The sequence below is a fragment of the Listeria sp. MAN/IMW/UF464 genome (assembly GCF_058683955.1).
This window is the reverse complement of record NZ_JBZWZP010000001.1, coordinates 419439-442082: the sequence shown is the minus strand read 5'-3', so window position 1 is coordinate 442082 and position 22644 is coordinate 419439. Positions and strand designations below refer to the sequence as shown.

The following is a 22644-nucleotide window of genomic DNA, read 5'->3' as shown; positions in this document are numbered from 1 at the left end:
TGCGCGTCGTAATTGGCGCGCATTTTTTCTATCAATCTAGCTTGTTTTACTGTAACATCTAGCTTGTTTCGTGCTATACTTTATTAATAATAATTGGAGAGGATAAAAAGACATGAAAAGTGAAAATAAATTTTTTTCTGGGGCATTTGGATGGATAAAAATAATTATCATTGCGCTCATACTCGCTTTCGGTATTCGCTATTTTTTAATTTCTCCAGTTACTGTTAATGGGAAATCAATGGATCCAACACTACATGACGGTGAACATCTATTTATTAACAAAATATCAGACCCAAAACGCTTTGATATTATTGTATTTCCAGCTCCTGATGAAGAAAATGCAGAATATATTAAGCGCGTAATCGGACTTCCAGGAGATAAAGTGGAGTATAAAGAAGACCAACTTTATATTAATGGTAAAAAGTATGATGAACCGTATTTAGATTCTGAGAAAAGCGCTTTAACAGGTGGTTATTTGACTACAGATGATAAGGGCGATCCTAATTTCACAATGGCTGATATTCCATACTCTGACGGCTCACTTACCGTTCCAGATGGCAAACTTTTTGTGTTAGGGGATAATCGTCAAGTAAGTAAGGATAGTCGCTATATCGGCTTCATATCGCAAGACACAGTTCTTGGGAAAGTAATTTCGTTTGGAAAGTCTTTGCAGCGATAATTTAAACCCGCGAAGAGTTCTAGGAGGAGACATAGATGGCAGATTATTTGGAAGAAAAGCCTAAGAAAAAAAGTGGGGCGCATCAATTATTAAGCTGGGTGCTTGTTATCGTAGCGGCACTTTTAATAGCATTAGTTATTCGTAATTTTGTTATTGCACCAGTAAAAGTAGAAGGAACATCTATGGTTCCAACCTATCAAGATGGCGACCGAATTTTTATTGAAAAAATAACAAATCCAGATCAATTTGATATTATTGTATTTGATGAACCGCCAATGATTGGCTCAGGTGAACATTTTATTAAACGCGTTATCGGTATGCCGGGAGATAAAATTGCTTTTAAAAATGGCGAATTATACTTAAATGGCAAGCGAAAAGTTGAAAGTTATTTGCCAGAAGGAACACTAACACTATGGAACCCGGACCCCACCCAAAAGCCTTACATAGCGGATTATACGTTAGAGGATATGACGGGAGAAAGTACGGTTCCTAAAGGCAAACTATTTGTTCTTGGGGATAATCGCGGTGGTAGTTCGGATAGCCGAGTTTTTGGATTTATTGATGACAAAACTGTAAACGGCACTGTAATTCAATTTGGGAAATAATAAGAAATCCGTGAAAGTTACTTTTTCGCGGATTTCTCTATTAAATGAAAGTTTTTTCGTTTATAATAAGACTGTTAGTAAAAAATAGGGCGGTGCAGTTTTTTGAAGGAGAAGAATTTAAAACGGTTATGGTCTTGGATTTGGGCGGCTGTTTTAGCAGTGTTATTAGCTGTTATAATCCGTTTTTATTTGTTCGTGCCTATTCTTGTGGATGGAATTTCGATGATGCCTACACTTCATAGTGATGACCGTGTAATTATAAACCGTTTTGGCGAGGTAGATCGTTTTGATGTAATTGTTTTTCGTGAAGCAGATGGAAAAGAGTACATTAAGCGAGTGATTGGTTTACCTGGCGATACGGTAGAATATAAAGCAGACCAACTTTACATCAATGGAAAAAAATATGATGAACCGTATTTAGATACTTACAAAGAAAAGCTGAAAGATGGCTACTTAACAGATGATTACAGTTCTAAAGACCAACTAGATGGCGGCAAAATTCCAAAAGATACCTATTTTGTTTTAGGTGACAACCGGAGAGCGAGTAAAGACAGCCGGATAATAGGACCGATTCCGCTAAGTAAGGTACTCGGAACAACACCAATTTGTTATTGGCCAATTGAAGATGCAAAACTAATAGATTAGGAGTATATGATGACAATTCAATGGTTTCCAGGTCATATGGCCAAAGCTCGTCGTGAGGTGACAGAAAAATTAAAACTAGTAGATGTGATTTTTGAATTAGTGGATGCACGTATCCCGCTATCCTCATCCAATCCAATGCTAGAAGAAATTATCCACCAAAAAAGACGAGTGATTATTTTAAATAAAGCAGATACAGCTGATGAGAAAACAACCAAAGAATGGATTGATTATTTTGCTGAGAAAGGCTTACCAGCAGTAGCAGTAAATGCTCAAGAAGGAAAAGGGCTATTCAAAATCGAACAAGCGGCTGAAAAATTAATGGCCGAAAAGTTTGAACGTTTAAGAAGTAAAGGAATGAAACCAAGAGCAATTCGCGCGATGATACTCGGAATCCCAAATGTAGGAAAATCAACATTGATTAATCGTTTGGCGAAAAAAAATATTGCGCGAACTGGTAATAAACCAGGGGTAACTAAAGCTCAACAATGGATCAAAGTAGGGAAAACATTAGAACTTCTTGATACACCAGGAATTCTATGGCCTAAATTTGAAGATCAAGAAATAGGATATAAGTTAGCTTTAACAGGTGCGATTAAAGACGATTTATTACAAATGGAAGAAATTGCGGGTTATGGATTACGTTTCTTAGAAAAACATTACCCCGATCGCCTTCAAAACTGGCTAAAAGTAGAGAAGGTTTCAGAAGATCCAATTGAAACACTAGCTTTTATAGCTGAAAAAAGAGGACTTCTAGATCGTTATAATGATCCTGATTATTCACGCGCAGCTGAGACTGTTGTTCGAGAAATCCGTCAACAAAAATTAGGAAGAATGTCTTTTGATTTCCCTAATTGGGAAGACGATGCTGAATGAGTGAATCTATCGCTGTTATTCGAGAAAAACTCAGCCTAGTGACCTCAGAACAAGACCCTTTTTTTCAACTTTGCACTCAAGACGAACGAAAAGGTGTACAGAAACTTCTTCAATCGATCCGAAAAAAATGGGAAAAAGAAGCAACATTAGCTGCAAAATTAATAGAAATGAAACGCTATGAAACAGATCTTTTTAAGCAAGGTTTTCAGTATATCGCTGGAGTAGATGAGGTAGGTCGTGGTCCGCTAGCAGGTCCAGTGGTCGCTGCCGCAGTCATTTTACCAGCTGATTTCTCTGTCGTTGGGATCAATGATTCTAAACAGCTAAATGAGGCTAAACGAGATATACTTTTTGATGTTATAAAAGAAGAAGCCATCTCCATCGGTATCGGAATTATTGACCATGATGTAATTGATCAAGTAAACATCTATGAAGCAACAAAAATAGCTATGCGCACAGCTTTAGAAGAGTTGAATCCAGCGCCTGATTTCGTCCTAATTGATGCGATGCCACTGAAATATTCTGAAGCAGAGTTATCGCTTATAAAAGGAGATACGAAAAGTATTTCTATCGCTGCTGCCTCTATCATCGCCAAAGTTACAAGAGATAGAATGATGCAACAATATGATGAATTATATCCAGGGTATGATTTTGCAAAAAATATGGGTTACGGGACGAAAAAACATTTGAATGGCTTAGATACTATCGGAATTTGTCCAATTCACAGGTTAAGCTTTTCTCCCGTAAAAGAAGCAAAGTTACATTTTGAGAGTCTAAAATAGCTAAATACTTAAAGCAAAAGCGTATTTTCTTAATAGAAAGTACGCTTTTTTGAGCTGAAAAGAAAATTTTACCGATTTTACAAAAAGGACTAATCTTTGTACACTTGTGAATAACTATCACGGAGGTGCAGAAGATGAACTTTAAAAAACGAGAAACTTGGTTAAGAATCGCTTCATGTAAATCTATTTCCGCTAAAAAAAGGGCAGTTATCTGGCAAAAAATTACCACTTTTAATTGTTGGGAGATGTCGATTGAACAGATTGCAACTCATTTTTTTACTGCGGACAAAAAAGAACAAATAATTACTGAATTAGAGGAAGCAGCAATTTATTCACCAGAAGAAGCGAGTGTGGTCTGTATTCTTGATGAAAACTACCCCAAGTTACTTAAAGAAATATATGAAGCACCACCGCTTTTGTTTTATAAAGGAAATCTAGACCTATTAAAAAAACAAGCTATTGCAATTGTAGGAACACGACGAATGAGTGAGTATGGTAGAAAAGCATGCGCGTCACTTGCCGCTGAACTTTCAAACCATGGCTTTACGATAGTTAGTGGACTTGCGCTTGGAATAGATGCTGAAGCGCACAAAGCTAGCCTCCGTAATAGCGGCGCCACCATTGCAGTACTTGGATCTGGAGTAAATAAAATTTATCCTCGGACGAATGAACTACTAGCCAAAGAAGTAATCACGCAAGGTTTACTTCTTAGCGAGTATTTACCAAATGAAGAAGCAAGAAGATGGTATTTTCCTGAGCGCAACCGTATTATTAGTGGCTTAGCTCTTGGTACGGTTATAATTGAAGCTGCCGAGAGAAGTGGCTCCTTAATAACAGCTGACTTTGCTTTGGAACAAAATAGACAAGTTTTTGCGGTTCCCGGTAATATTTATATTGATACTTGGAGAGGTACAAACCGTTTGATTCAAGAAGGTGCGAAGTTAGTTTTAAATGCAAACAATATAATAGAAGAATTTTTTCAAATTAAACCATAAAAGTAGTCAAATTATCCTTTTTAAGTGATTTGACTTGCAATTCCTGATTTTTTAAGATAAGTTTGCTAAAGAAAGCTGTTTTACAACACATAAAATGGATTTTTTAATAAAAGTCATTGACAAACCCAGTAGGAAGGGCTAATATTTACTACTGAATTATGTGAAAAGTCAGCATGCAAACTTATTGAACGCGAGGCTAAGACTGTAATAGTATAATAGCAACTAGTTAAGCCCGTGTATTGACCCAAATCAGGGAGGAATATATAGATATGGCAGATTATTTAGTGATTGTAGAGTCACCTGCAAAAGCAAAAACAATTGAAAAGTATTTAGGAAAGAAATTTAAAGTTAAAGCTTCGATGGGACATGTTAGGGATTTACCAAAGAGTCAAATGGGTGTAGATACTGAACATGACTACGAACCTCGTTACATTACGATTCGCGGAAAAGGCCCTGTATTGAAAGATTTAAAACAAGCGGCTAAAAAAGCGAAAAAAGTCTATCTCGCAGCCGATCCAGATCGCGAAGGAGAAGCAATTGCATGGCATTTAGCCAACAGTCTTGATTTAGATCAATCAGATAAATTACGTGTTGTGTTTAATGAAATTACAAAAGAAGCTGTAAAAGAATCATTCAAGACACCACGGAAAATTGATATGGACCTTGTGAACGCTCAACAAGCACGGAGGATTTTAGACCGTTTAGTAGGTTATAATATCAGTCCTATCTTATGGAAGAAAGTTAAAAAAGGTCTAAGTGCGGGACGTGTGCAATCGATTGCGCTACGAATTATTATTGATCGCGAAAAAGAAATAAATAATTTCAAACCAGAAGAATATTGGACAATTGACGGGAACTTCCTAAAAGGTAAGAAAAAATTCCAAGCTAATTTTTATGGCGTGAATGGTAAGAAGAGAAAACTTTCCACTGCTGATGACGTAAAAGAAGTAATGTCAGCAATTAAAGGTAAAACATTTGATGTAACTGACGTAACTAAAAAAGAACGACTTAGAAACCCAGCAGCACCATTTACTACATCAAGTTTACAACAAGAAGCAGCACGAAAATTAAATTATCGTACTAGAAAAACAATGATGCTTGCTCAACAACTATATGAAGGAATCACGCTCGGAAAACAAGGTACAGTAGGTTTGATCACATACATGCGTACTGACTCTACTCGTATTGCAGATTCCGCTATTCTAGAAGCAAGTAATTATATTAAAGAAACTTACGGAGCTGAATTTTCCCGTAATCATAAACGGTCTGATAAAAATGCTAAAGGCGCACAAGATGCCCATGAAGCAATCCGTCCAACAAGCGCTATGAGAAGTCCTCAAGAAGTGAAAGAATATCTAACTCGAGATCAACTTCGATTATATCGCTTGATCTGGGAACGTTTTATTGCTAGCCAAATGACACCAGCTGTCCTAGATACAATGCGAGTTGATTTGGATAATAATGGTGTTAACTTTAGAGCAAACGGATCGAAAATCAAATTCCATGGTTTTATGAAAGTCTATGTTGAAAGTAACGATGATAATACGGAAGAAAAAGAAAATATTTTACCGGATTTGAAAAAAGGAGACAAGGTGCAGTCCGAATCACTCGAACAGCGTCAACATTTCACACAGCCACCTCCACGTTATACAGAAGCTAGATTAGTAAAAACACTTGAAGAAATTGGTATTGGTCGACCATCGACGTACTCACCGACATTAGATACAATCCAGCGTAGAAATTATGTTTCGCTAACAAATAAACGTTTTGTTCCAACTGAACTTGGTGAAATCGTCAATGAAATGATTGAGGAATATTTCCCTGAAATTTTAGATGTGAAGTTCACTGCTAATATGGAAAGCGAATTAGATGAAGTGGAGCACGGTGAAGTTGAATGGGTCAAAGTTATCGATGAGTTTTATAAACAATTTGAACCAAATGTTATTAAAGCTGATGCCGAAATGGAAAAAATCGAAATTAAAGATGAACCAGCCGGTATCGATTGTGACCTATGCGGGGCACCAATGGTATACAAAATGGGTAAATATGGTAAGTTTCTTGCGTGCAGCAGATTTCCAGATTGCCGAAATACAAAAGCAATCGTTAAAGAAATCGGCGTGACTTGTCCGAAATGTGAAAAAGGACATGTAATAGAAAGAAAAAGCAAGAAAAAACGTATTTTCTACGGATGTGATCGTTATCCAGATTGCGATTATGTTTCTTGGGATAAACCAGTCGAAAGAGCTTGCCCGAAATGTAATAAGCGAGCATTAGTAGAGAAGAAATTGAAAAAAGGCGTACAAGTACAATGTACAAACTGTGATTATAAAGAATCCACACAACAATAAATGGAAAAATGGCAGCACTCGGATAGTTCCTGTGTTGCCATTGTTGCGCGAGGAGGCGGACAAATGGAAAAAAGTGTTAATGTAATTGGAGCAGGATTAGCTGGCAGTGAAGCAGCTTGGCAACTTGTAAAACGAGGTGTAAAGGTAGATTTATACGAAATGAGACCGGTAAAGCAAACACCAGCTCATCATACTGATAAATTTGCGGAGTTAGTATGTACCAATTCACTGCGAGCTAATGGCTTAACTAATGCGGTGGGTGTAATTAAAGAAGAAATGCGGATACTTGACTCGATTATTATTGAATCAGCTGACAAAGCTTCTGTGCCAGCTGGAGGAGCACTTGCAGTTGATCGCCATGAATTTTCTGGCTATATCACGGACAAAGTGAAAAATCATCCACTCGTTACAATTCATACTGAAGAAGTCACATCTATTCCAGAAGGACCAACCATCATTGCAACAGGTCCACTGACTAGCCCAGCTCTAGCAGAAGAAATTAAACGCTTAACGGGTGAAGAGTATCTTTATTTTTATGATGCAGCAGCGCCTATTATTGAAAAAGATAGTATCGACATGGATAAAGTATATTTAAAATCAAGATATGATAAAGGGGAAGCAGCTTATCTAAACTGCCCAATGTCAGAAGAAGAATTTAACACTTTTTATGAAGCATTAGTAACTGCCGAAACAGCCGCATTAAAAGAATTTGAAAAAGAAGTTTTCTTTGAAGGATGCATGCCAATAGAAGTAATGGCAAAACGTGGTATTAAAACAATGCTATTTGGCCCACTTAAACCAGTCGGATTAGAAGATCCAAAAACTGGCAAAAGACCATATGCAGTGTTGCAATTAAGACAAGATGATGCAGCAGGGACGCTTTATAACATGGTAGGCTTCCAAACGCATCTTAAATGGGGCGAACAAAAACGTGTATTTGGCTTAATTCCAGGCCTAGAAAATGCGGAAATTGTTCGTTATGGAGTAATGCACCGAAATACATTTATTAACTCCCCGACTGTACTTGAGCCAACCTATCAATTGAAAACGAGAAATGACTTATTTTTCGCTGGTCAAATGACTGGTGTGGAAGGTTATGTGGAGTCAGCAGCTAGCGGACTTGCAGCAGGAATCAATGCAGCTAACTTTGTACAAGACAAAGAGCCGATTGTTTTCCCTCCTGAGTCTGCGATTGGAAGTTTAGCAAATTACATTACAAGTGCTAGTAAGAAATCTTTCCAACCAATGAATGTAAATTTCGGTCTATTTCCGGAGTTACCAACTAAGATTCGCGCTAAACAAGAGCGTAATGAAAAATTGGCTGAAAGAGCATTAGATGCAATAAAAAAGGTTGCAGAACAACTTTAAAAACACTATAATAATTGAGGACTATTCTTTGCTGTTCTTTTCATCACGATTATCGCTTTTATATTTTTAAGAGATTCGATAGTGATGAAAAGGCAGTTTTTCTTTCGAGTGAATGGTCTAGACAAATCACGTTAATAAATGTTGACTTTTTCACATAAAAGCTTTAATTAGATTGAATTGATTATAAATCCTGATTAATTCGAAAAGTTGCGAAAAATGTATAAAATTATTGCAACGTGCATATTCTTATGTTAACATGATAGTGTTTGAGAGGTGTATTCGCATGACGCAAGAGGGGCAGTTAGAGAAGCGATTTCTTGACTATCTTCACTCAGAACGAAATTATTCAGAACATACTAGTACGGCTTATGAAAATGATTTAAGTGATTTTCGTCGCTTCTTAAATGAACAAGCTATTATAGAGTATCAACAAGTTACATTTTTAGACGTTCGGATTTATTTAACTGAATTAAAGCAAAAATCTTTTTCTAGAACAACTGTAGCTCGAAAGATTTCAAGTTTACGGAGTTTTTACACTTTTCTTTTAAGAGAAAATGTGATTACTGAAAATCCGTTTACCTACGTTTCACATGCGAAAAATCAGCTAAGGCTTCCCAAATTTTTCTATTCAGAAGAAATGGAAGCTTTGTTTCAAGTGGTTTATGAAGATAATGAAACGCTTACACTGAGAGATCGAGTGATTTTAGAGGTGCTCTATGGTACAGGAATTCGGGTGAGTGAATGTGCAGGAATCATGCTTTCTGACTTAGATACATCTTATCAAGCAATTCTGATTCGAGGAAAAGGGAATAAAGAACGCTATGTACCGTTTGGTGCCTATGCGGAAGATGCGATAACAGATTATTTAAGTGGGCGAACAGAATTAATGACTCGTTTCAAAAAAACGCATGACTCATTACTTATTAATCATTACGGAGATCCACTTACAACAAGAGGGATTAGATATTGTTTAACGAAAATAATTAGTAAAGCTTCATTAACTCGAAAAATCCATCCGCATATGCTACGCCACACCTTTGCAACGGACTTACTTAACAACGGCGCGGATATGAGGACGGTACAGGAGTTGCTTGGACATGCTAGCTTATCATCCACCCAGATATATACGCACGTGACAAAAGAACATTTAAAATCTACTTATATGAAACATCATCCGAGAGCTTAAATTTGGAGGAGGTTAAGGAAAATGGAATTACATGCTACTACAATTTTTGCTGTGCAGCACGATGGTAAAGCTGCGATGGCTGGGGACGGTCAAGTTACGCTCGGGGAATCGGTAGTAATGAAACACACTGCCAAAAAAGTTCGCCGCCTTTTTCATGATAAGGTAATAGCTGGTTTTGCTGGATCCGTTGCAGATGCCTTTACTTTATTTGAAAAATTCGAAGCAAAATTAAATGAATATAATGGAAACTTAGAAAGAGCTGCTGTGGAACTCGCACAACAATGGCGAAGTGACAGTGTTCTACGTAAATTAGAAGCGATGTTGATCGTAATGGACAAAGATACATTGTTGTTAGTTTCTGGAACAGGTGAAGTTATTGAACCAGATGATGGTATTTTAGCAATCGGTTCTGGTGGTAACTATGCTCTAGCTGCTGGTAGAGCGTTAAAAAGACATAATGGCGGACAAATGGAAGCTAAAGACATAGCTCGTCATGCACTGGAAATCGCTTCTGAAATTTGTGTGTTTACGAATGACCATATTACAGTAGAAGAGCTTTGAAGGAGTGGTTAATTTGACAAATTTAACGTTAATGAACCAGTTGACACCAAAGCAAATTGTCGAAAAACTGGATCAATATATTATTGGACAAACCGGAGCGAAAAAATCAGTTGCTGTAGCACTAAGAAACCGCTATCGTAGACAACTGATGGATGAATCTATCCGAGATGAAATTATTCCAAAAAATATTCTGATGATTGGCCCAACTGGGGTAGGTAAAACAGAAATTGCACGCCGAATTGCAAAAATCGTTCGCGCACCTTTTTCAAAAGTAGAGGCTACTAAATTTACTGAAGTCGGCTATGTTGGACGCGACGTGGAATCAATGGTTCGCGATTTAGTTGAAGTGTCAGTACGTTTAGTAAAAGAAGAAAAAATGCAATTAGTACGTGTGAAAGCTGAAAAAAATGCCGAAAAACGACTAATTAAATTACTAGCACCAAGTCAAAAGAAAAAGCAAACAACATCACAAAATCCACTAGAGGCGCTTTTTGGCAGTATGAACCAACCTGAAGAACCTGCTGAGGAAGAAGTAGACCAAGAATTAAAGAATAAAAGAAGCCAAATTGAATGGCGCCTTCAAAACGGAGAGCTTGATGATGAAATAGTAACAGTTGAAGTAAAAGAGCAACAAAACCCGATGTTTGATATGATGCGTGGAACTGGAATGGACCAAATGAGCGGCATGCAAGATGCTCTTTCAGGTATGTTCCCAGCGAAGAAGAAAAAACGCAAAGTAACCGTTCGTGAAGCGAAGAAAATTCTTTTTGAGGATGAAGCTTCTAAATTGATTGATTCAGATGAACTCGCAGCAGAAGGAATTCATCGCGCAGAACAAATGGGTATGATTTTCATTGATGAAATTGATAAAATCGCTAGTAAAGAAGGCGGCGGAAATGCGCAAGTTTCCCGTGAAGGTGTTCAAAGAGACATTCTTCCAATCGTTGAGGGGTCGCAAATTTCTACCAAATATGGTACAGTCAACACGGAGTACATTTTATTCATTGCCGCTGGAGCTTTTCATATGTCTAAACCAAGTGATTTAATTCCAGAGCTTCAAGGTCGTTTTCCAATTAGAATTGAACTGGATAAGTTAACACAAGAAGATTTCTACAAAATCTTAACAGAACCAGACAATGCGCTAATTAAACAATACAAAGCTTTACTCAAAACAGAAGGAATAGACTTGATTTTTACAAAAGAAGCTGTAGAAAGAATCGCTGAGATTGCATTCCAAGTTAATCAAGATTCAGATAATATCGGAGCAAGAAGACTTCATACCATTTTAGAAAAATTACTAGAGGATTTACTTTTTGAAGCACCTGAAATTAATATGGAATCCATCAAAGTAACAGAAAACTATGTTAATGAAAAACTTGCGCCAATAATGACGAATAAAGACTTAACACAATTTATTTTATAAAATACTAGGAGGATCTAATAATGACTTTATTAGAAAAAACAAGAAAAATTAATGCTATGTTACAAAACGCTGCAGGTAAAACAGTAAACTTTAAAGAAATGGCTGATACTTTAACAGACGTAATTGAAGCAAATACGTATATCGTAAGCCGTAAAGGTAAATTACTTGGTTATTCTGAAGCATTACCAATCGAAAACGACCGCATGAAACAAATGCTTACAGAACGCCAATTCCCAGAAGAATATACTCAAAGTTTATTTAATGTTGGTGAAACTTCTTCTAACTTAGAAGTATCAAGTCAATATACTGCTTTTCCAATCGAAAACAGTGATTTGTTTACTAAAGGTTTAACAACTATCGTACCTATCGTTGGTGGTGGCGAACGCCTTGGAACACTTATCTTATCTCGTTTAGAAAGCAATTTCACAGACGATGATTTGTTATTAGCTGAATACGGCGGAACTGTTGTTGGTATGGAAATCCTACATGAAAAAGCAGAAGAAATTGAAGAAGAAGCTCGTAGCCGTGCAGTTGTACAAATGGCAATTAGCTCTCTTTCTTACAGTGAATTAGAAGCTATTGAGCATATTTTTGATGAATTAAATGGTAAAGAAGGCCTTCTTGTTGCCTCTAAAATCGCAGACCGTGTCGGCATTACACGCTCTGTAATCGTTAATGCGCTTCGTAAATTAGAAAGTGCAGGCGTTATTGATTCTCGCTCATTAGGAATGAAAGGTACATTTATCCGTGTACTCAATGATAAATTCCTAGTAGAACTTGAAAAACTTAAAAATAACTAAAAAACCAAAAAAGCTTTCTCTGAAAATATTCAGGGAGAGCTTTTTTTTAATTGCTTTGGTAAAATAAGAAGGAAGAAGTAGTTGTGACTGGAGGAATTTAGAATGGAAATTGCTGAAACAACCATTGAAGTACGCTATGCAGAAACAGATCAAATGGGGGTTGTTTATCATAATAATTACCTTGTTTGGATGGAAATTGGTCGAACAAGATTAATTGAACAATTAGGTTTTCGTTATTTTGATATGGAAGAAGCGGGGTACCTTTCTCCGGTATTAGATGTGCATATTCATTACGGAAAACCACTGCGCTACGGACAGAAAGCAGTTGTAAAAACATGGATAAAAGGGTATGATGGACTTCGTGTTACTTATGGTTATGAAATTTGCTATGAAGGAACAAATGAAGTAGCAATAACTGGAGAAACAGAGCATGTTTGTGTAACAAAAGAAGATTTTCGGCCTGTTTCGTTAAGAAGAACTTTCCCGAATTGGCATGAAGCCTATCTAAAAGCTTTAGAATAAATAAGACTGGTAGTGATGAAAAATGGCTTTTGGTGTAAAACGCGATGAAATGGAATTATGGAAAGAAAAAGCAGCTCGTGGCGAGATTGCGATTATTACGCATTACTGGCTAGATGATCGTTTTCCTGATTCAAAAACAGTAACCAAAGTTGCATGTGTCGATTTGAAAAAACTGCAAGAATGGGGAAAACAATATGGTTTAGCGCCAGATTGGATTGATAACCGTCGAAAAAACTTTCCGCATTATGATTTGTTTGGCGAGATGCAACTCGTTGTACTAAAAAAAGAAAAAGCCTTTGAACAAATCGAGCGGTTTCATTTGGAGGAGAAATAACAATGATTAAACTAGAAAATGAATTACTACTTGTAGAAATGAAAGAAGCTGGTGCTGAATTAACACGAATTTTCCACAAAGATACTAAGTTAGAGTATTTATGGAATGCAGATAGTGCCTTTTGGGGGCGTCATTCTCCAGTTCTATTCCCGACGGTAGGTAGACTTGTTGAGGATACTTATTTTGTAGATGGTAACCCGTATCACTTAGGGCAACATGGCTTTGCGCGGGATCGTGATTTTAAAGTAGTGGAGCACACAGAAAACGCTGTACGCTTTGAACTAGATGCGGATGAAGATTCATTAACGATCTATCCGTACAAATTTAAATTATCGATTATTTATACGTTAGAAAAAGATTCAGTTGCGGTTTCTTATGAAGTGGAAAATACGGACAATAAGCGCATCTATTTCTCCATCGGCGCGCATCCAGCCTTTAATTTACCACTTACTGACGGAACTACATTTGAAGATTATTATTTGGATTTTGGAACAGAAGAGAATCTCGAAACACTTTGTTTAGAAGGTCCTTATCGCAGTGGTAAAATTGAAAAAGTTGTCAATGAACCAGCAAGATATTTGCCATTAAGCTATGATTTATTTAAAAATGATGCACTGATTTTTGAAGCATTAAAGCAAAAAGAAATTACGATTAAATCAGACAAAACTCCACATTTTGTAAAAGTGTCATTTCCAGAGTTCCCGTTTGTTGGGGTTTGGACAGCAAAAGCAGGAACGCCTTTCTTATGTATCGAACCTTGGTACGGAATTGCAGATGGTGCTGGAAAATCGGTTGAGCTTCGAGATAAAGCAGGTATTGAACATCTAGAACCAGAAGCAGTTTTCGCTTCTGAATATAAAATTACTATTGGTTAAAATAAAAACCCAGCAGAGCTAAATAGCTCTGCTGGGTTTTTATTACATCCATTTTATTTTTGGTTCTTCGCCGTTTCGAATGCGCGTAATATTTGCTCGGTGGCGCCAAATAACAAAGAGAGCGATGCAAGCAACGAGGATAATTAAAATCCAGTCTCCCATGAAAAAAGAAATAATTAATGCTGCAAGTGCTCCAATCATTGAACTAAGCGACACATATTTGCTGATTTTTAATGTTAATAAGAAAACGACTAGTGCTGCTACAAACAAAAGTGGTGCATAAGCAAGGATAACACCAGCAGAAGTAGCAACTGCTTTCCCACCTCTGAATCCTGCGAAAAGCGGGAAACTATGTCCGATAATCGCAAATGCTCCCGTAAGTAACCAGAAATGATGATTAACATTTAGTTGGAAAAAGAATGGAAGTAATGTTGCGACAGTACCTTTTAAAATATCCATCACTGTAACAATACTGCCCGCTTTTACACCTAAAACACGGAAGGAGTTTGTAGCTCCTAAATTTCCGCTACCAAAATCACGAATATCTTTTTTGTAAAAAATTTTACCGATCCATAAGCCAGAAGGTATTGAACCGATTACATAAGCTAACAAAGAAAGCAAAATTAAATTAATAGTCATTTTTAAACCCCTCAAGAAGAAATGATGTTTTCCATAAAGAATTATAGCATAAAAAAAAGATTTTTGGCTAAATTGTTCCGATAAAACACGATGAAAAGTTGAAAAAACCGCAAAAATAGCTTATGATTAGAAAGAATAGTAGGGGGCGATTAGACTAATGCAAAATCCAACAAAAGAGGAAATAGCGCATATTTTAAGAGAAGCAAAAGTAATCGCAGTCGTTGGTTTGAGTGATAAACCAGACCGCACAAGTTACCGAGTAAGCCAAATCATGCAACAAGCTGGGTATAAAATTATTCCAGTAAATCCTAATGCAAATGAAATTCTTGGAGAAAAAGCTGTAAAGAGATTAACTGACATTAAAGAACACGTTGATATTGTGAATGTTTTCCGTCGCTCGGAATTTTTACCAGACATAGCGCGGGAATTCGACCAAATAGACGCAGACGTGTTTTGGGCACAACTTGGCATTGTTAATCAGGAAGCATTTGATTTTTTGACAGAAAAAGGATATTCTACTGTCATGGATTATTGCATTAAGGTTGCTTATCAAGAAATGGATTACTAACAACCATTTTTGAAAGAAGCAGGTTCTTATAGCAGAGCCTGTTTTTTTATGAAAAAGAATTTGTCACCAAACTATCACTTTATTAATTAGCTGGTTAATGCTATTCTGATAAGGTGGTTTTAAGCGAAGAACAACGTAAAGTTGCAGATTGATGGAATGAAGGGAGTTTTGAAATATGAATCGGAATGAGTATAATGATGATTCTATTCAGGTGCTTGAAGGACTGGAAGCGGTCCGGAAACGCCCAGCGATGTATATTGGTTCAACTGATGTACGCGGGCTGCACCATTTAGTATATGAGATAGTAGATAACTCGGTCGATGAGACCCTTGCAGGATTTGGTAAAAAGATAGTTGTGACGCTTCATGATGATGGTAGCGTTAGTGTTAGCGATGAAGGCCGCGGAATGCCAGTTGGAATGCATAAAACTGGTAAATCTACGGTAGAAGTTATTTTGACCGTTCTTCATGCTGGCGGTAAGTTTGGCCAAGAAGGTGGCTATAAAACAAGTGGAGGACTTCACGGCGTAGGGTCTTCTGTTGTAAATGCACTTTCTGAATGGCTAGTTGTTACAATCAATCGTGACGGCGCAACATACCAGCAAAAATTTAAAGATGGCGGGAAACCAGATGGAACACTTAAAAAAATCGGCAAATCTAAAGCCACTGGTACTACGATTCGCTTTAAACCAGATCCAGCCATTTTTCCAACAACTTCCTTTAATTATGAAACATTATCCGAACGTTTAAGAGAATCAGCATTTCTTCTTAAAGGCATGCTAATTCAATTAGTCGACGAACGTGTTGGAATGGCAGAGTCTTTCCACTTTGAAGAAGGTGTGAAGAACTTTGTTGAATATATTAATGAAGGAAAAGATGTACTTCACCCAGTAGTCAGTTTTGAAGGAGAAAATGCGACCATTGAAGTAGAAATGGCGTTCCAATTCAATGATGGCTACTCTGAAAATATCTTGAGTTTTGTTAATAACGTTCGAACTCGTGGAGCAGGTTCGCATGAGTCTGGAATGAAAGCTGCGATGACACGTATTTTCAATGACTACGCTCGTCGGGTAAACTTACTCAAAGAAAAAGATAAAAATCTTGAAGGTAGCGATATTCGCGAAGGCTTATCCGCTGTACTTTCTATTCGCGTACCAGAAAAAATTCTTCAATTTGAAGGTCAAACAAAAGAGAAGCTAGGGACACAGGAAGCGCGTCAAGCAGTTGATGCAGTTGTGGCGGAACATTTAGCTTACTTCCTTGCTGAAAACCCAGAAACAAGCTCTCTTCTAGTTAAAAAGGCAGTTAAAGCAAGAGAAGCAAGAGAAGCAGCCAGAAAAGCCCGTGAAGAAACACGTAATGGCAAGAAAAAGAAACGTTCAGAAACACTTCTTTCTGGAAAATTGACACCAGCACAATCAAGAAATCCTAACAAAAATGAACTGTATCTTGTCGAAGGAGACTCGGCCGGTGGATCTGCCAAACAAGGTCGTGACCGCCGTTTCCAAGCAATTTTGCCACTTCGAGGAAAAGTAATTAATACTGAAAAAGCAAAATTACAAGATATTCTAAAAAACGAAGAAATTAGTACCATTATTCATACAGTTGGTGCCGGAGTTGGTACTGAGTTTGATGTAGAGGACTGTAACTATGACAAAGTAGTTATCATGACCGATGCTGATACGGATGGTGCTCACATTCAAGTACTATTATTAACATTTTTCTACCGTTATATGCGACCTCTCGTTGAAGCAGGAAAAGTCTTTATTGCCTTACCACCACTTTACAAAGTAAGCCGTGGTTCTGGTAAAAAAGAAGTGATTGAATATGCCTGGACAGACGAAGAATTAGATGCAGCTATTCAAAAAATCGGTAAAGGCTATATGATTCAACGTTACAAAGGTCTTGGGGAAATGAATGCAGACCAACTTTGGGAAACAACAATGAACCCAGATACACGTACGTTAATTCGTGTGCGCGTGGATGATTCCGCACGCGCAGAACGACGCGTAGCAACACTGATGGGCGACAAAGTAGAACCAAGACGTCAGTGGATTGAAAAACATGTGGAGTTTTCTATGGAAGATAATCAAAACATTTTAGAAAATGAAAACATGATGGTTGAGGAGGCGAAAGACATTTGAGTAATCCAGAACAACATATCCAAGACTTAGCACTTGAAGAAGTTATGGGCGACCGTTTTGGTAGATATAGTAAATATATTATTCAAGAACGTGCGCTTCCAGACGTGCGAGACGGTCTAAAACCCGTACAACGCCGGATTTTATTTGCAATGAATGTCGAAGGAAATACTGCTGAAAAAGGTTTCCGTAAATCTGCTAAAACAGTCGGAAACGTTATCGGTAATTACCATCCGCATGGTGATTCTTCCGTTTATGAAGCGATGGTACGGATGAGTCAAGACTGGAAAGTACGCAATATGCTTATCGAAATGCACGGAAATAACGGTAGTGTTGACGGTGATCCACCAGCTGCAATGCGTTATACCGAAGCACGTCTTTCTCCAATATCAGCTGAACTATTACGTGATATTGAAAAAGAAACAGTTGATTTTATCCCAAACTTTGATGATACATCCAGTGAGCCAACTGTTTTACCAGCGCGTTTTCCTAACCTTTTGGTAAATGGCTCAACTGGTATTTCGGCCGGATACGCAACCGACATCCCGCCACACAATTTAACTGAAATTATTGAAGCTGTAATTAAACGTCTTGATAAGCCATTTTCGACAACAGAAGATATTATGAAAATTGTCAAAGGACCCGATTTCCCAACTGGTGGAATTATTCAAGGGATTGACGGGATTCGTAAAGCTTATGAAACAGGAAAAGGGCGTGTAGTCGTTCGTTCTAAAACAGAGATTGAAGATATTCGCGGTGGTAGGAAGCAAATTACCATTCATGAAATTCCGTATGAAGTGAATAAAGCCAATTTAGTTAAGCGAATGGACGAACTTCGTATTGAGAAAAAAATCGAAGGAATTTCTGAAGTGCGCGATGAAACTGACCGCACCGGACTGCGCATTGCCGTAGAACTTAAAAAAGATGCAAATGCGGAAGGCGTACTGAATTACCTCTTTAAAAATACAGATTTACAAGTAAGTTATAATTTTAATATGGTTGCAATTCATAATAAGCGTCCGGAATTAATGGGAATTATCCCAATGCTTGATGCTTATATCGAACACCAAAAAGAAATTATTACTAAACGTTCAGAATATGATATTCGAAAAGCACGCGCTCGCCAACATATTTTAGAAGGCTTAATCAAAGCTCTTTCTATTTTGGATGAAGTGATTAAATTAATTCGTGGTTCTAAAGATAAACGTGATGCGAAATTAAACCTGCAAACAACATACGATTTCAGTGAAAAACAAGCTGAAGCAATTGTATCCTTGCAACTTTATCGTTTAACTAATACAGATATTCACGAACTTCAAAGTGAAGCAAAAGAACTTGCAGAACAAATTAGTGTTTTAGAAAAAATCCTTGGAGACGAAGCAGAACTTGTTGCAGTCTTAAAATCGGAATTAGTTGATATTAAGAAAAAATACAAAACCGCTCGTCGAACAGAAGTACAAGCTGAAATTACAGAAATCAAAATTGACACAGAAGTACTTGTGGCTAATGAAGATGTGATTGTTTCTGTAACCAAAGAAGGCTATGTTAAACGCACAAGTCAGCGTTCTTATGCGGCTTCAAATGGTGCAGAGTTAGCAATGAAGGAAGCAGACCACGCGATCTTCATTCAAAAAATGAATTCTCTTGATTCGTTATTATTATTTACAAATAAAGGGAATTTCATTTATCGACCAGTACACGAATTACCTGATATTCGCTGGAAAAACCTTGGCGATCACGTTAGTCACTTAGCTAGTGATTTATCTGCTGGAGAAGAAATACGCTCTGTTATCGCTATCGATTCCTTTACAGAACAAAAACGATTCTTATTTGTCACCAAAAATGGTATGACAAAGCAATCGGCTATTACTAATTACAAACCGCAGCGTTATTCTAAATCAATGATGGCCATTAAGTTAAAAGAAGATGAACTTTTGAATGTATATTTAATTGATGGCACTGAAGATATTTTTCTAGCTACTAGGAATGGCTACGGATTACGTTATCCAATCGCTGAAATTCCTGAATCAGGCGCTAGAACTGCGGGTGTTAAAGCAATCAATCTGAAACAAGGTGACGTGGTTATAGGCGGAGTAGTCCTTACACCGAATGATAACAAACATATCTTATTAGCCACACAACGCGGCTCCTTGAAACAAATGAAAGCAAGTGAATTTGAACCAATTTCAAGAGCAAAACGCGGCTTACTAATGCTTCGCGAACTGAAAAGTAATCCGCATCGTTTCATCGGTCTGACGCTTGCTGATAGTAAAGACCACTTGTTTATTGAAACTAACAGAGAACAAATTGTAGAAATAGATGTAGCGAACCTTCGTGTAACGGATCGTTATTCTAATGGCTCTTTCGTATTAGATGAAACGATGGAAGGTGAACCAACTTCTATCTGGCTAGATATACCAGAAATAAAAGATACAACCGACGCTAAAGACGAATAAAAGTAAGAATCCTCGCATAGAAAATATGCAAGGATTCTTTTTTTTGATATAATAACTAAGAATAAAAGGAGGGTACAATGATGGCAGAAAAAATGAACGTAGAAAGTTTTAATTTAGATCACACCAAAGTAAAAGCGCCTTTTGTTAGACTTGCTGGAACAAAAGTTGGTGTGCATGGGGATGAGATTTATAAGTATGATGTTCGCTTTAAGCAACCGAATAAAGAACATATGGAAATGCCTGCACTGCACTCTCTAGAACACTTGATGGCTGAACTTGCCAGAAACCATACTGATAAATTAGTCGATATTAGTCCAATGGGCTGTCAGACTGGTTTTTATATGTCATTTATCAACCATAATGATTATGATGACGCTTTAGAAATTTTAGCTACTACTTTAACGGATGTATTAGCCGCAGATTCGGTTCCAGCATGCAATGAAGTACAATGCGGTTGGGCAGCGAGTCATAGTTTAGAAGGTGCCAAAGAGCTTGCAGAAGAATTCTTAGCGAAACGAAGCGAATGGAAAAATGTCTTTGGTGAATAAACGGAAAAATCTCTCTATGTGAATAGGGAGTTTTTTTCTTAGTAGAGACCTTTCGCGGCATATACTTGTTTTTTTGAAAGCGTATTCCATCAAAAAGTCACATTTTCGCCATATTTTATGATTCGTTTACTACTCAATAAAATACTCTTCCAAAGCTCATTATTAAGCCATTCCTCTTGATTAGAATAGTTCTTTTTTAATTATATGATTAATATATCGTGGAATGTTCACAATTTGTCCATTGGTATTTGGTCTATACCGGACTATAATTTACATTGTTAAGACGAGCAGACAGCCGTTTTAGACGATTACATTTGTAATTAATCTAAGTACAGAGAGGAACAACAGCGTATGTCGATTAAATCTAAAATTATGAAAGTCGGGATTTGTAGTGTCATGGTTATGGTACCACTATCTCAAGTTTCTTTACCTAGTTTTGCCGCAGAAGAACAAGGATTACAAGCAAGTCAAGATGTAGTAAATATTCCAGATCCAGAACTAAAAAAACAATTAAATTCTCATATGTCGAAACCAGCTACTGCTGATATTACAGAAGATGAAATGAGTAGGCTAGATAATGTTTCATTAAGTTCAGGTATTACTGACCTAACTGGGTTAGAGTATGCAAAGAATATTACTAGAATATCATTCCGTGGTATAAATGCTTCCTATGACGTAGTAACAAAACTTCCTAAACTTAATAATTTAACTATCACAGGTTCTAATATTACTTCTGATAAAATTCCTAATCTAAATAGTATGACTAATTTAGAACATTTATATTTATACGAATCAAATTTTGATAATTCGTTACTTCCTAAAATTAACGCGCTTCCCAATTTAAAAACCCTTAATATAGGTTATAATAAGCAAATAACTAATATAAGTTCATTAAAAAGCCTTCCCAATTTAACCGATTTAGTAGTTATGGGCTGCCAAATTGACGATTTCAGAGGGATTGCAGATTTTCCGAAATTAGAAAATTTTAATGGTACTTATCAAAGATTTGAAGATGAAGCAAGCAAGAGTCTTAAAAGTAGTGAGCTAACATTTAATGAAGCAGAACAAACACTATTTATACCATTTAAAATTTTGGAAAAACAAACAATTTATAACTACGATGGAACCATTTTACCCTACGATACAAATCCTGCTAATTTAATGATTGAAATAGATTCTGGTTATGAATTTACGGATGATAAAACTACTATTTCACAAGAAGGTGTTACACTAAAGAATTTTTCCAAAGAAAATTATGATGGCATGGAAATGTTATATATAGTCGCTATGTTCGATGGAAATAACATCGCAACGCCACCAAATTTAGCTAATGGAACATATAATGTAACAAATATTCTTTCTGGTGGATTATATGACGTCGATCATTCTGTAAGTATTGAAGCAGATGATAATGTATCTTATACGCAAGGACAAACCGTAACACCAGAACAATTCTTAAAAGATATTAATGCAAGTGCCAATGGTGGAACAATTACAAGCGACTTTGCAGATAAAGTAGATTTCTCTACACCAGGAACTTATACAGTTACTTTAAATGCTTCTAATTCAGCTGGTTTAACGGCTGATCCAGTACAAGTAACCGTTACTATCGTAGAACAAACAGTGATTACCGCAGAAACAGAAGTTAGTTACAATATGAATGACGCAAAAACAGAAGCTGATTTTTTAGCGGATATTAATGCTGTAACGAACAATAGTGCTGCGATTACGACAGACTTTGATACAGTTGTTGATTTAACAACAGCTGGTGAATATACAGTTACACTAAATGCAGGAACAGCGAAACAAAAAGCAACACCATTAAAAGTTACTGTTAAAGTTGTAGATCCAACACCGGCGCCAGCACCAGATCCAACGCCGACACCGGATCCAACACCGTCACCAGATCCAACACCAACACCAGACCCTGCATCTGACCCTGATCCATCAAACGATCCAGCGCCAGCAGAAGATCCTGGAACATCCATTGACTCAACGGGTTCAATGGACTCAACTGATCCAGCTAATTCAACATCAGAAGATTCAAGTTCTTCTACTCCGAAAGCTAGTAAAAAAGCTAACTCTGGTAACTCAACATTAGTAACAGCCAGCAAAGCAAGTTTACCAAAAACAGGTGATTCTTTACCTGTAACTGGAGTAGCAGTAGGATTCTTAGTTTTAGGATTAGGCGTTCTAATTGCTCGTAAAAAATAATAACAAAAAACTACTCGCTCAAAATAGTGGCGGGTAGTTTTTTTGGCTATCAATATACAAGGTTTAAATATAGTAAACAAAAA

The 22644-nt window shown here is 37.0% G+C and carries 21 protein-coding genes; 20 read left to right on the top strand and 1 reads right to left on the bottom strand.

From position 1 onward, the window contains the following. Nucleotides 1–112 precede the first annotated feature (112 nt). The 15 genes from sipX (at nt 113) to AC4PG0_RS02130 (ending at nt 13996) form a co-directional block, all read left to right on the top strand. Nucleotides 113–679, top strand: coding sequence for a type I signal peptidase SipX (sipX, locus tag AC4PG0_RS02200; protein ID WP_003771597.1), 567 nt, complete (start codon nt 113–115; stop codon nt 677–679). Nucleotides 680–714: 35 nt separating this feature from the next. Beyond that, complete coding sequence (gene sipY, locus AC4PG0_RS02195) at nt 715–1284, top strand: type I signal peptidase SipY (protein ID WP_003761950.1); 570 nt, start codon at nt 715–717, stop codon at nt 1282–1284. A 102-nt stretch (nt 1285–1386) separates the two neighbouring features. Then, nucleotides 1387–1929 carry a type I signal peptidase SipZ gene (sipZ, locus tag AC4PG0_RS02190; RefSeq protein ID WP_003771599.1) on the top strand — a complete coding sequence of 181 codons (543 nt, stop codon included), beginning with the start codon at nt 1387–1389 and terminating at the stop codon, nt 1927–1929. Nucleotides 1930–1938: 9 nt separating this feature from the next. Beyond that, complete coding sequence (gene ylqF / locus AC4PG0_RS02185) at nt 1939–2802, top strand: ribosome biogenesis GTPase YlqF (RefSeq protein WP_003761952.1); 864 nt, start codon at nt 1939–1941, stop codon at nt 2800–2802. Beyond that, complete coding sequence (gene rnhB, locus AC4PG0_RS02180) at nt 2799–3584, top strand: ribonuclease HII (protein WP_185324879.1); 786 nt, start codon at nt 2799–2801, stop codon at nt 3582–3584. The genes ylqF and rnhB overlap by 4 nt, the downstream gene beginning before the upstream one ends. A 134-nt stretch (nt 3585–3718) precedes the next feature. Further along, on the top strand, nt 3719–4579 hold the full coding sequence (dprA, locus tag AC4PG0_RS02175; RefSeq protein WP_185324878.1) for a DNA-processing protein DprA: 861 nt from the start codon (nt 3719–3721) through the stop codon (nt 4577–4579). Nucleotides 4580–4848: 269 nt separating this feature from the next. Then, nucleotides 4849–6927: a type I DNA topoisomerase gene (gene topA, locus AC4PG0_RS02170; RefSeq protein ID WP_003766673.1), complete on the top strand. Its 2079-nt coding sequence runs from the start codon at nt 4849–4851 to the stop codon at nt 6925–6927. Nucleotides 6928–6990: 63 nt separating this feature from the next. Continuing rightward, a complete protein-coding gene (trmFO, locus tag AC4PG0_RS02165) occupies nt 6991–8295 on the top strand; it encodes an FADH(2)-oxidizing methylenetetrahydrofolate--tRNA-(uracil(54)-C(5))-methyltransferase TrmFO (RefSeq protein WP_033533085.1) in 1305 nt (434 codons plus the stop codon). Nucleotides 8296–8578: 283 nt separating this feature from the next. Further along, nucleotides 8579–9481 carry a tyrosine recombinase XerC gene (xerC, locus tag AC4PG0_RS02160; RefSeq protein WP_033533084.1) on the top strand — a complete coding sequence of 301 codons (903 nt, stop codon included), beginning with the start codon at nt 8579–8581 and terminating at the stop codon, nt 9479–9481. A 21-nt stretch (nt 9482–9502) separates the two neighbouring features. Next, nucleotides 9503–10042 (top strand): ATP-dependent protease subunit HslV, encoded by a 540-nt coding sequence (gene hslV / locus AC4PG0_RS02155; protein ID WP_003761964.1) that lies wholly within the window; start codon nt 9503–9505, stop codon nt 10040–10042. Nucleotides 10043–10055: 13 nt separating this feature from the next. Then, nucleotides 10056–11465 (top strand): ATP-dependent protease ATPase subunit HslU, encoded by a 1410-nt coding sequence (gene hslU, locus AC4PG0_RS02150; protein WP_160463897.1) that lies wholly within the window; start codon nt 10056–10058, stop codon nt 11463–11465. Nucleotides 11466–11485: 20 nt separating this feature from the next. Continuing rightward, nucleotides 11486–12265 carry a GTP-sensing pleiotropic transcriptional regulator CodY gene (gene codY, locus AC4PG0_RS02145; RefSeq protein WP_003747412.1) on the top strand — a complete coding sequence of 260 codons (780 nt, stop codon included), beginning with the start codon at nt 11486–11488 and terminating at the stop codon, nt 12263–12265. 102 nt (nt 12266–12367) lie between these two features. Next, nucleotides 12368–12787 (top strand): acyl-CoA thioesterase, encoded by a 420-nt coding sequence (locus AC4PG0_RS02140; protein WP_003761973.1) that lies wholly within the window; start codon nt 12368–12370, stop codon nt 12785–12787. Between the two features lie 22 nt (nt 12788–12809). Further along, nucleotides 12810–13121: a hypothetical protein gene (locus AC4PG0_RS02135; RefSeq protein WP_003761975.1), complete on the top strand. Its 312-nt coding sequence runs from the start codon at nt 12810–12812 to the stop codon at nt 13119–13121. Nucleotides 13122–13123: 2 nt separating this feature from the next. Continuing rightward, entirely contained in the window at nt 13124–13996 is an 873-nt protein-coding gene (locus tag AC4PG0_RS02130) for an aldose 1-epimerase family protein (RefSeq protein WP_045553000.1), read from the top strand. 42 nt (nt 13997–14038) lie between these two features. Here the strand turns inward: AC4PG0_RS02130 and plsY are convergent, their stop codons facing one another. Next, nucleotides 14039–14635, bottom strand: a complete 597-nt coding sequence (gene plsY, locus AC4PG0_RS02125; RefSeq protein ID WP_003761980.1) for a glycerol-3-phosphate 1-O-acyltransferase PlsY — start codon at nt 14633–14635, stop codon at nt 14039–14041. Nucleotides 14636–14792: 157 nt separating this feature from the next. On the opposite strand from plsY, the gene AC4PG0_RS02120 reads away from it, so the two are divergent. From AC4PG0_RS02120 to AC4PG0_RS02100, 5 genes are all read left to right on the top strand, one after another. Next, complete coding sequence (locus AC4PG0_RS02120; RefSeq protein ID WP_003761982.1) at nt 14793–15203, top strand: CoA-binding protein; 411 nt, start codon at nt 14793–14795, stop codon at nt 15201–15203. 175 nt (nt 15204–15378) lie between these two features. Next, nucleotides 15379–17346 (top strand): DNA topoisomerase IV subunit B, encoded by a 1968-nt coding sequence (parE, locus tag AC4PG0_RS02115; protein ID WP_003771622.1) that lies wholly within the window; start codon nt 15379–15381, stop codon nt 17344–17346. Then, nucleotides 17343–19799 (top strand): DNA topoisomerase IV subunit A, encoded by a 2457-nt coding sequence (gene parC / locus AC4PG0_RS02110; protein WP_003771624.1) that lies wholly within the window; start codon nt 17343–17345, stop codon nt 19797–19799. The genes parE and parC overlap by 4 nt, the downstream gene beginning before the upstream one ends. 80 nt (nt 19800–19879) lie before the next feature. Beyond that, nucleotides 19880–20347: an S-ribosylhomocysteine lyase gene (locus AC4PG0_RS02105; protein ID WP_010990926.1), complete on the top strand. Its 468-nt coding sequence runs from the start codon at nt 19880–19882 to the stop codon at nt 20345–20347. Nucleotides 20348–20698: 351 nt separating this feature from the next. Beyond that, nucleotides 20699–22561, top strand: coding sequence for a LapB repeat-containing protein (locus AC4PG0_RS02100; RefSeq protein WP_492167486.1), 1863 nt, complete (start codon nt 20699–20701; stop codon nt 22559–22561). The last annotated feature ends 83 nt before the right edge of the window (nt 22562–22644 follow it).

Coding starts and splice junctions, on each gene's coding strand:
- sipX (WP_003771597.1), top strand. CDS start 113: ATGAAAAGTGAAAATAAATTTTTTTCTGGGGCATTTGGATGGATAAAA.
- sipY (WP_003761950.1), top strand. CDS start 715: ATGGCAGATTATTTGGAAGAAAAGCCTAAGAAAAAAAGTGGGGCGCAT.
- ylqF (WP_003761952.1), top strand. CDS start 1,939: ATGACAATTCAATGGTTTCCAGGTCATATGGCCAAAGCTCGTCGTGAG.
- rnhB (WP_185324879.1), top strand. CDS start 2,799: ATGAGTGAATCTATCGCTGTTATTCGAGAAAAACTCAGCCTAGTGACC.
- dprA (WP_185324878.1), top strand. CDS start 3,719: ATGAACTTTAAAAAACGAGAAACTTGGTTAAGAATCGCTTCATGTAAA.
- topA (WP_003766673.1), top strand. CDS start 4,849: ATGGCAGATTATTTAGTGATTGTAGAGTCACCTGCAAAAGCAAAAACA.
- trmFO (WP_033533085.1), top strand. CDS start 6,991: ATGGAAAAAAGTGTTAATGTAATTGGAGCAGGATTAGCTGGCAGTGAA.
- xerC (WP_033533084.1), top strand. CDS start 8,579: ATGACGCAAGAGGGGCAGTTAGAGAAGCGATTTCTTGACTATCTTCAC.
- hslV (WP_003761964.1), top strand. CDS start 9,503: ATGGAATTACATGCTACTACAATTTTTGCTGTGCAGCACGATGGTAAA.
- codY (WP_003747412.1), top strand. CDS start 11,486: ATGACTTTATTAGAAAAAACAAGAAAAATTAATGCTATGTTACAAAAC.
- AC4PG0_RS02140 (WP_003761973.1), top strand. CDS start 12,368: ATGGAAATTGCTGAAACAACCATTGAAGTACGCTATGCAGAAACAGAT.
- AC4PG0_RS02135 (WP_003761975.1), top strand. CDS start 12,810: ATGGCTTTTGGTGTAAAACGCGATGAAATGGAATTATGGAAAGAAAAA.
- AC4PG0_RS02130 (WP_045553000.1), top strand. CDS start 13,124: ATGATTAAACTAGAAAATGAATTACTACTTGTAGAAATGAAAGAAGCT.
- plsY (WP_003761980.1), bottom strand. CDS start 14,635: ATGACTATTAATTTAATTTTGCTTTCTTTGTTAGCTTATGTAATCGGT.
- AC4PG0_RS02120 (WP_003761982.1), top strand. CDS start 14,793: ATGCAAAATCCAACAAAAGAGGAAATAGCGCATATTTTAAGAGAAGCA.
- parE (WP_003771622.1), top strand. CDS start 15,379: ATGAATCGGAATGAGTATAATGATGATTCTATTCAGGTGCTTGAAGGA.
- AC4PG0_RS02105 (WP_010990926.1), top strand. CDS start 19,880: ATGGCAGAAAAAATGAACGTAGAAAGTTTTAATTTAGATCACACCAAA.
- AC4PG0_RS02100 (WP_492167486.1), top strand. CDS start 20,699: ATGTCGATTAAATCTAAAATTATGAAAGTCGGGATTTGTAGTGTCATG.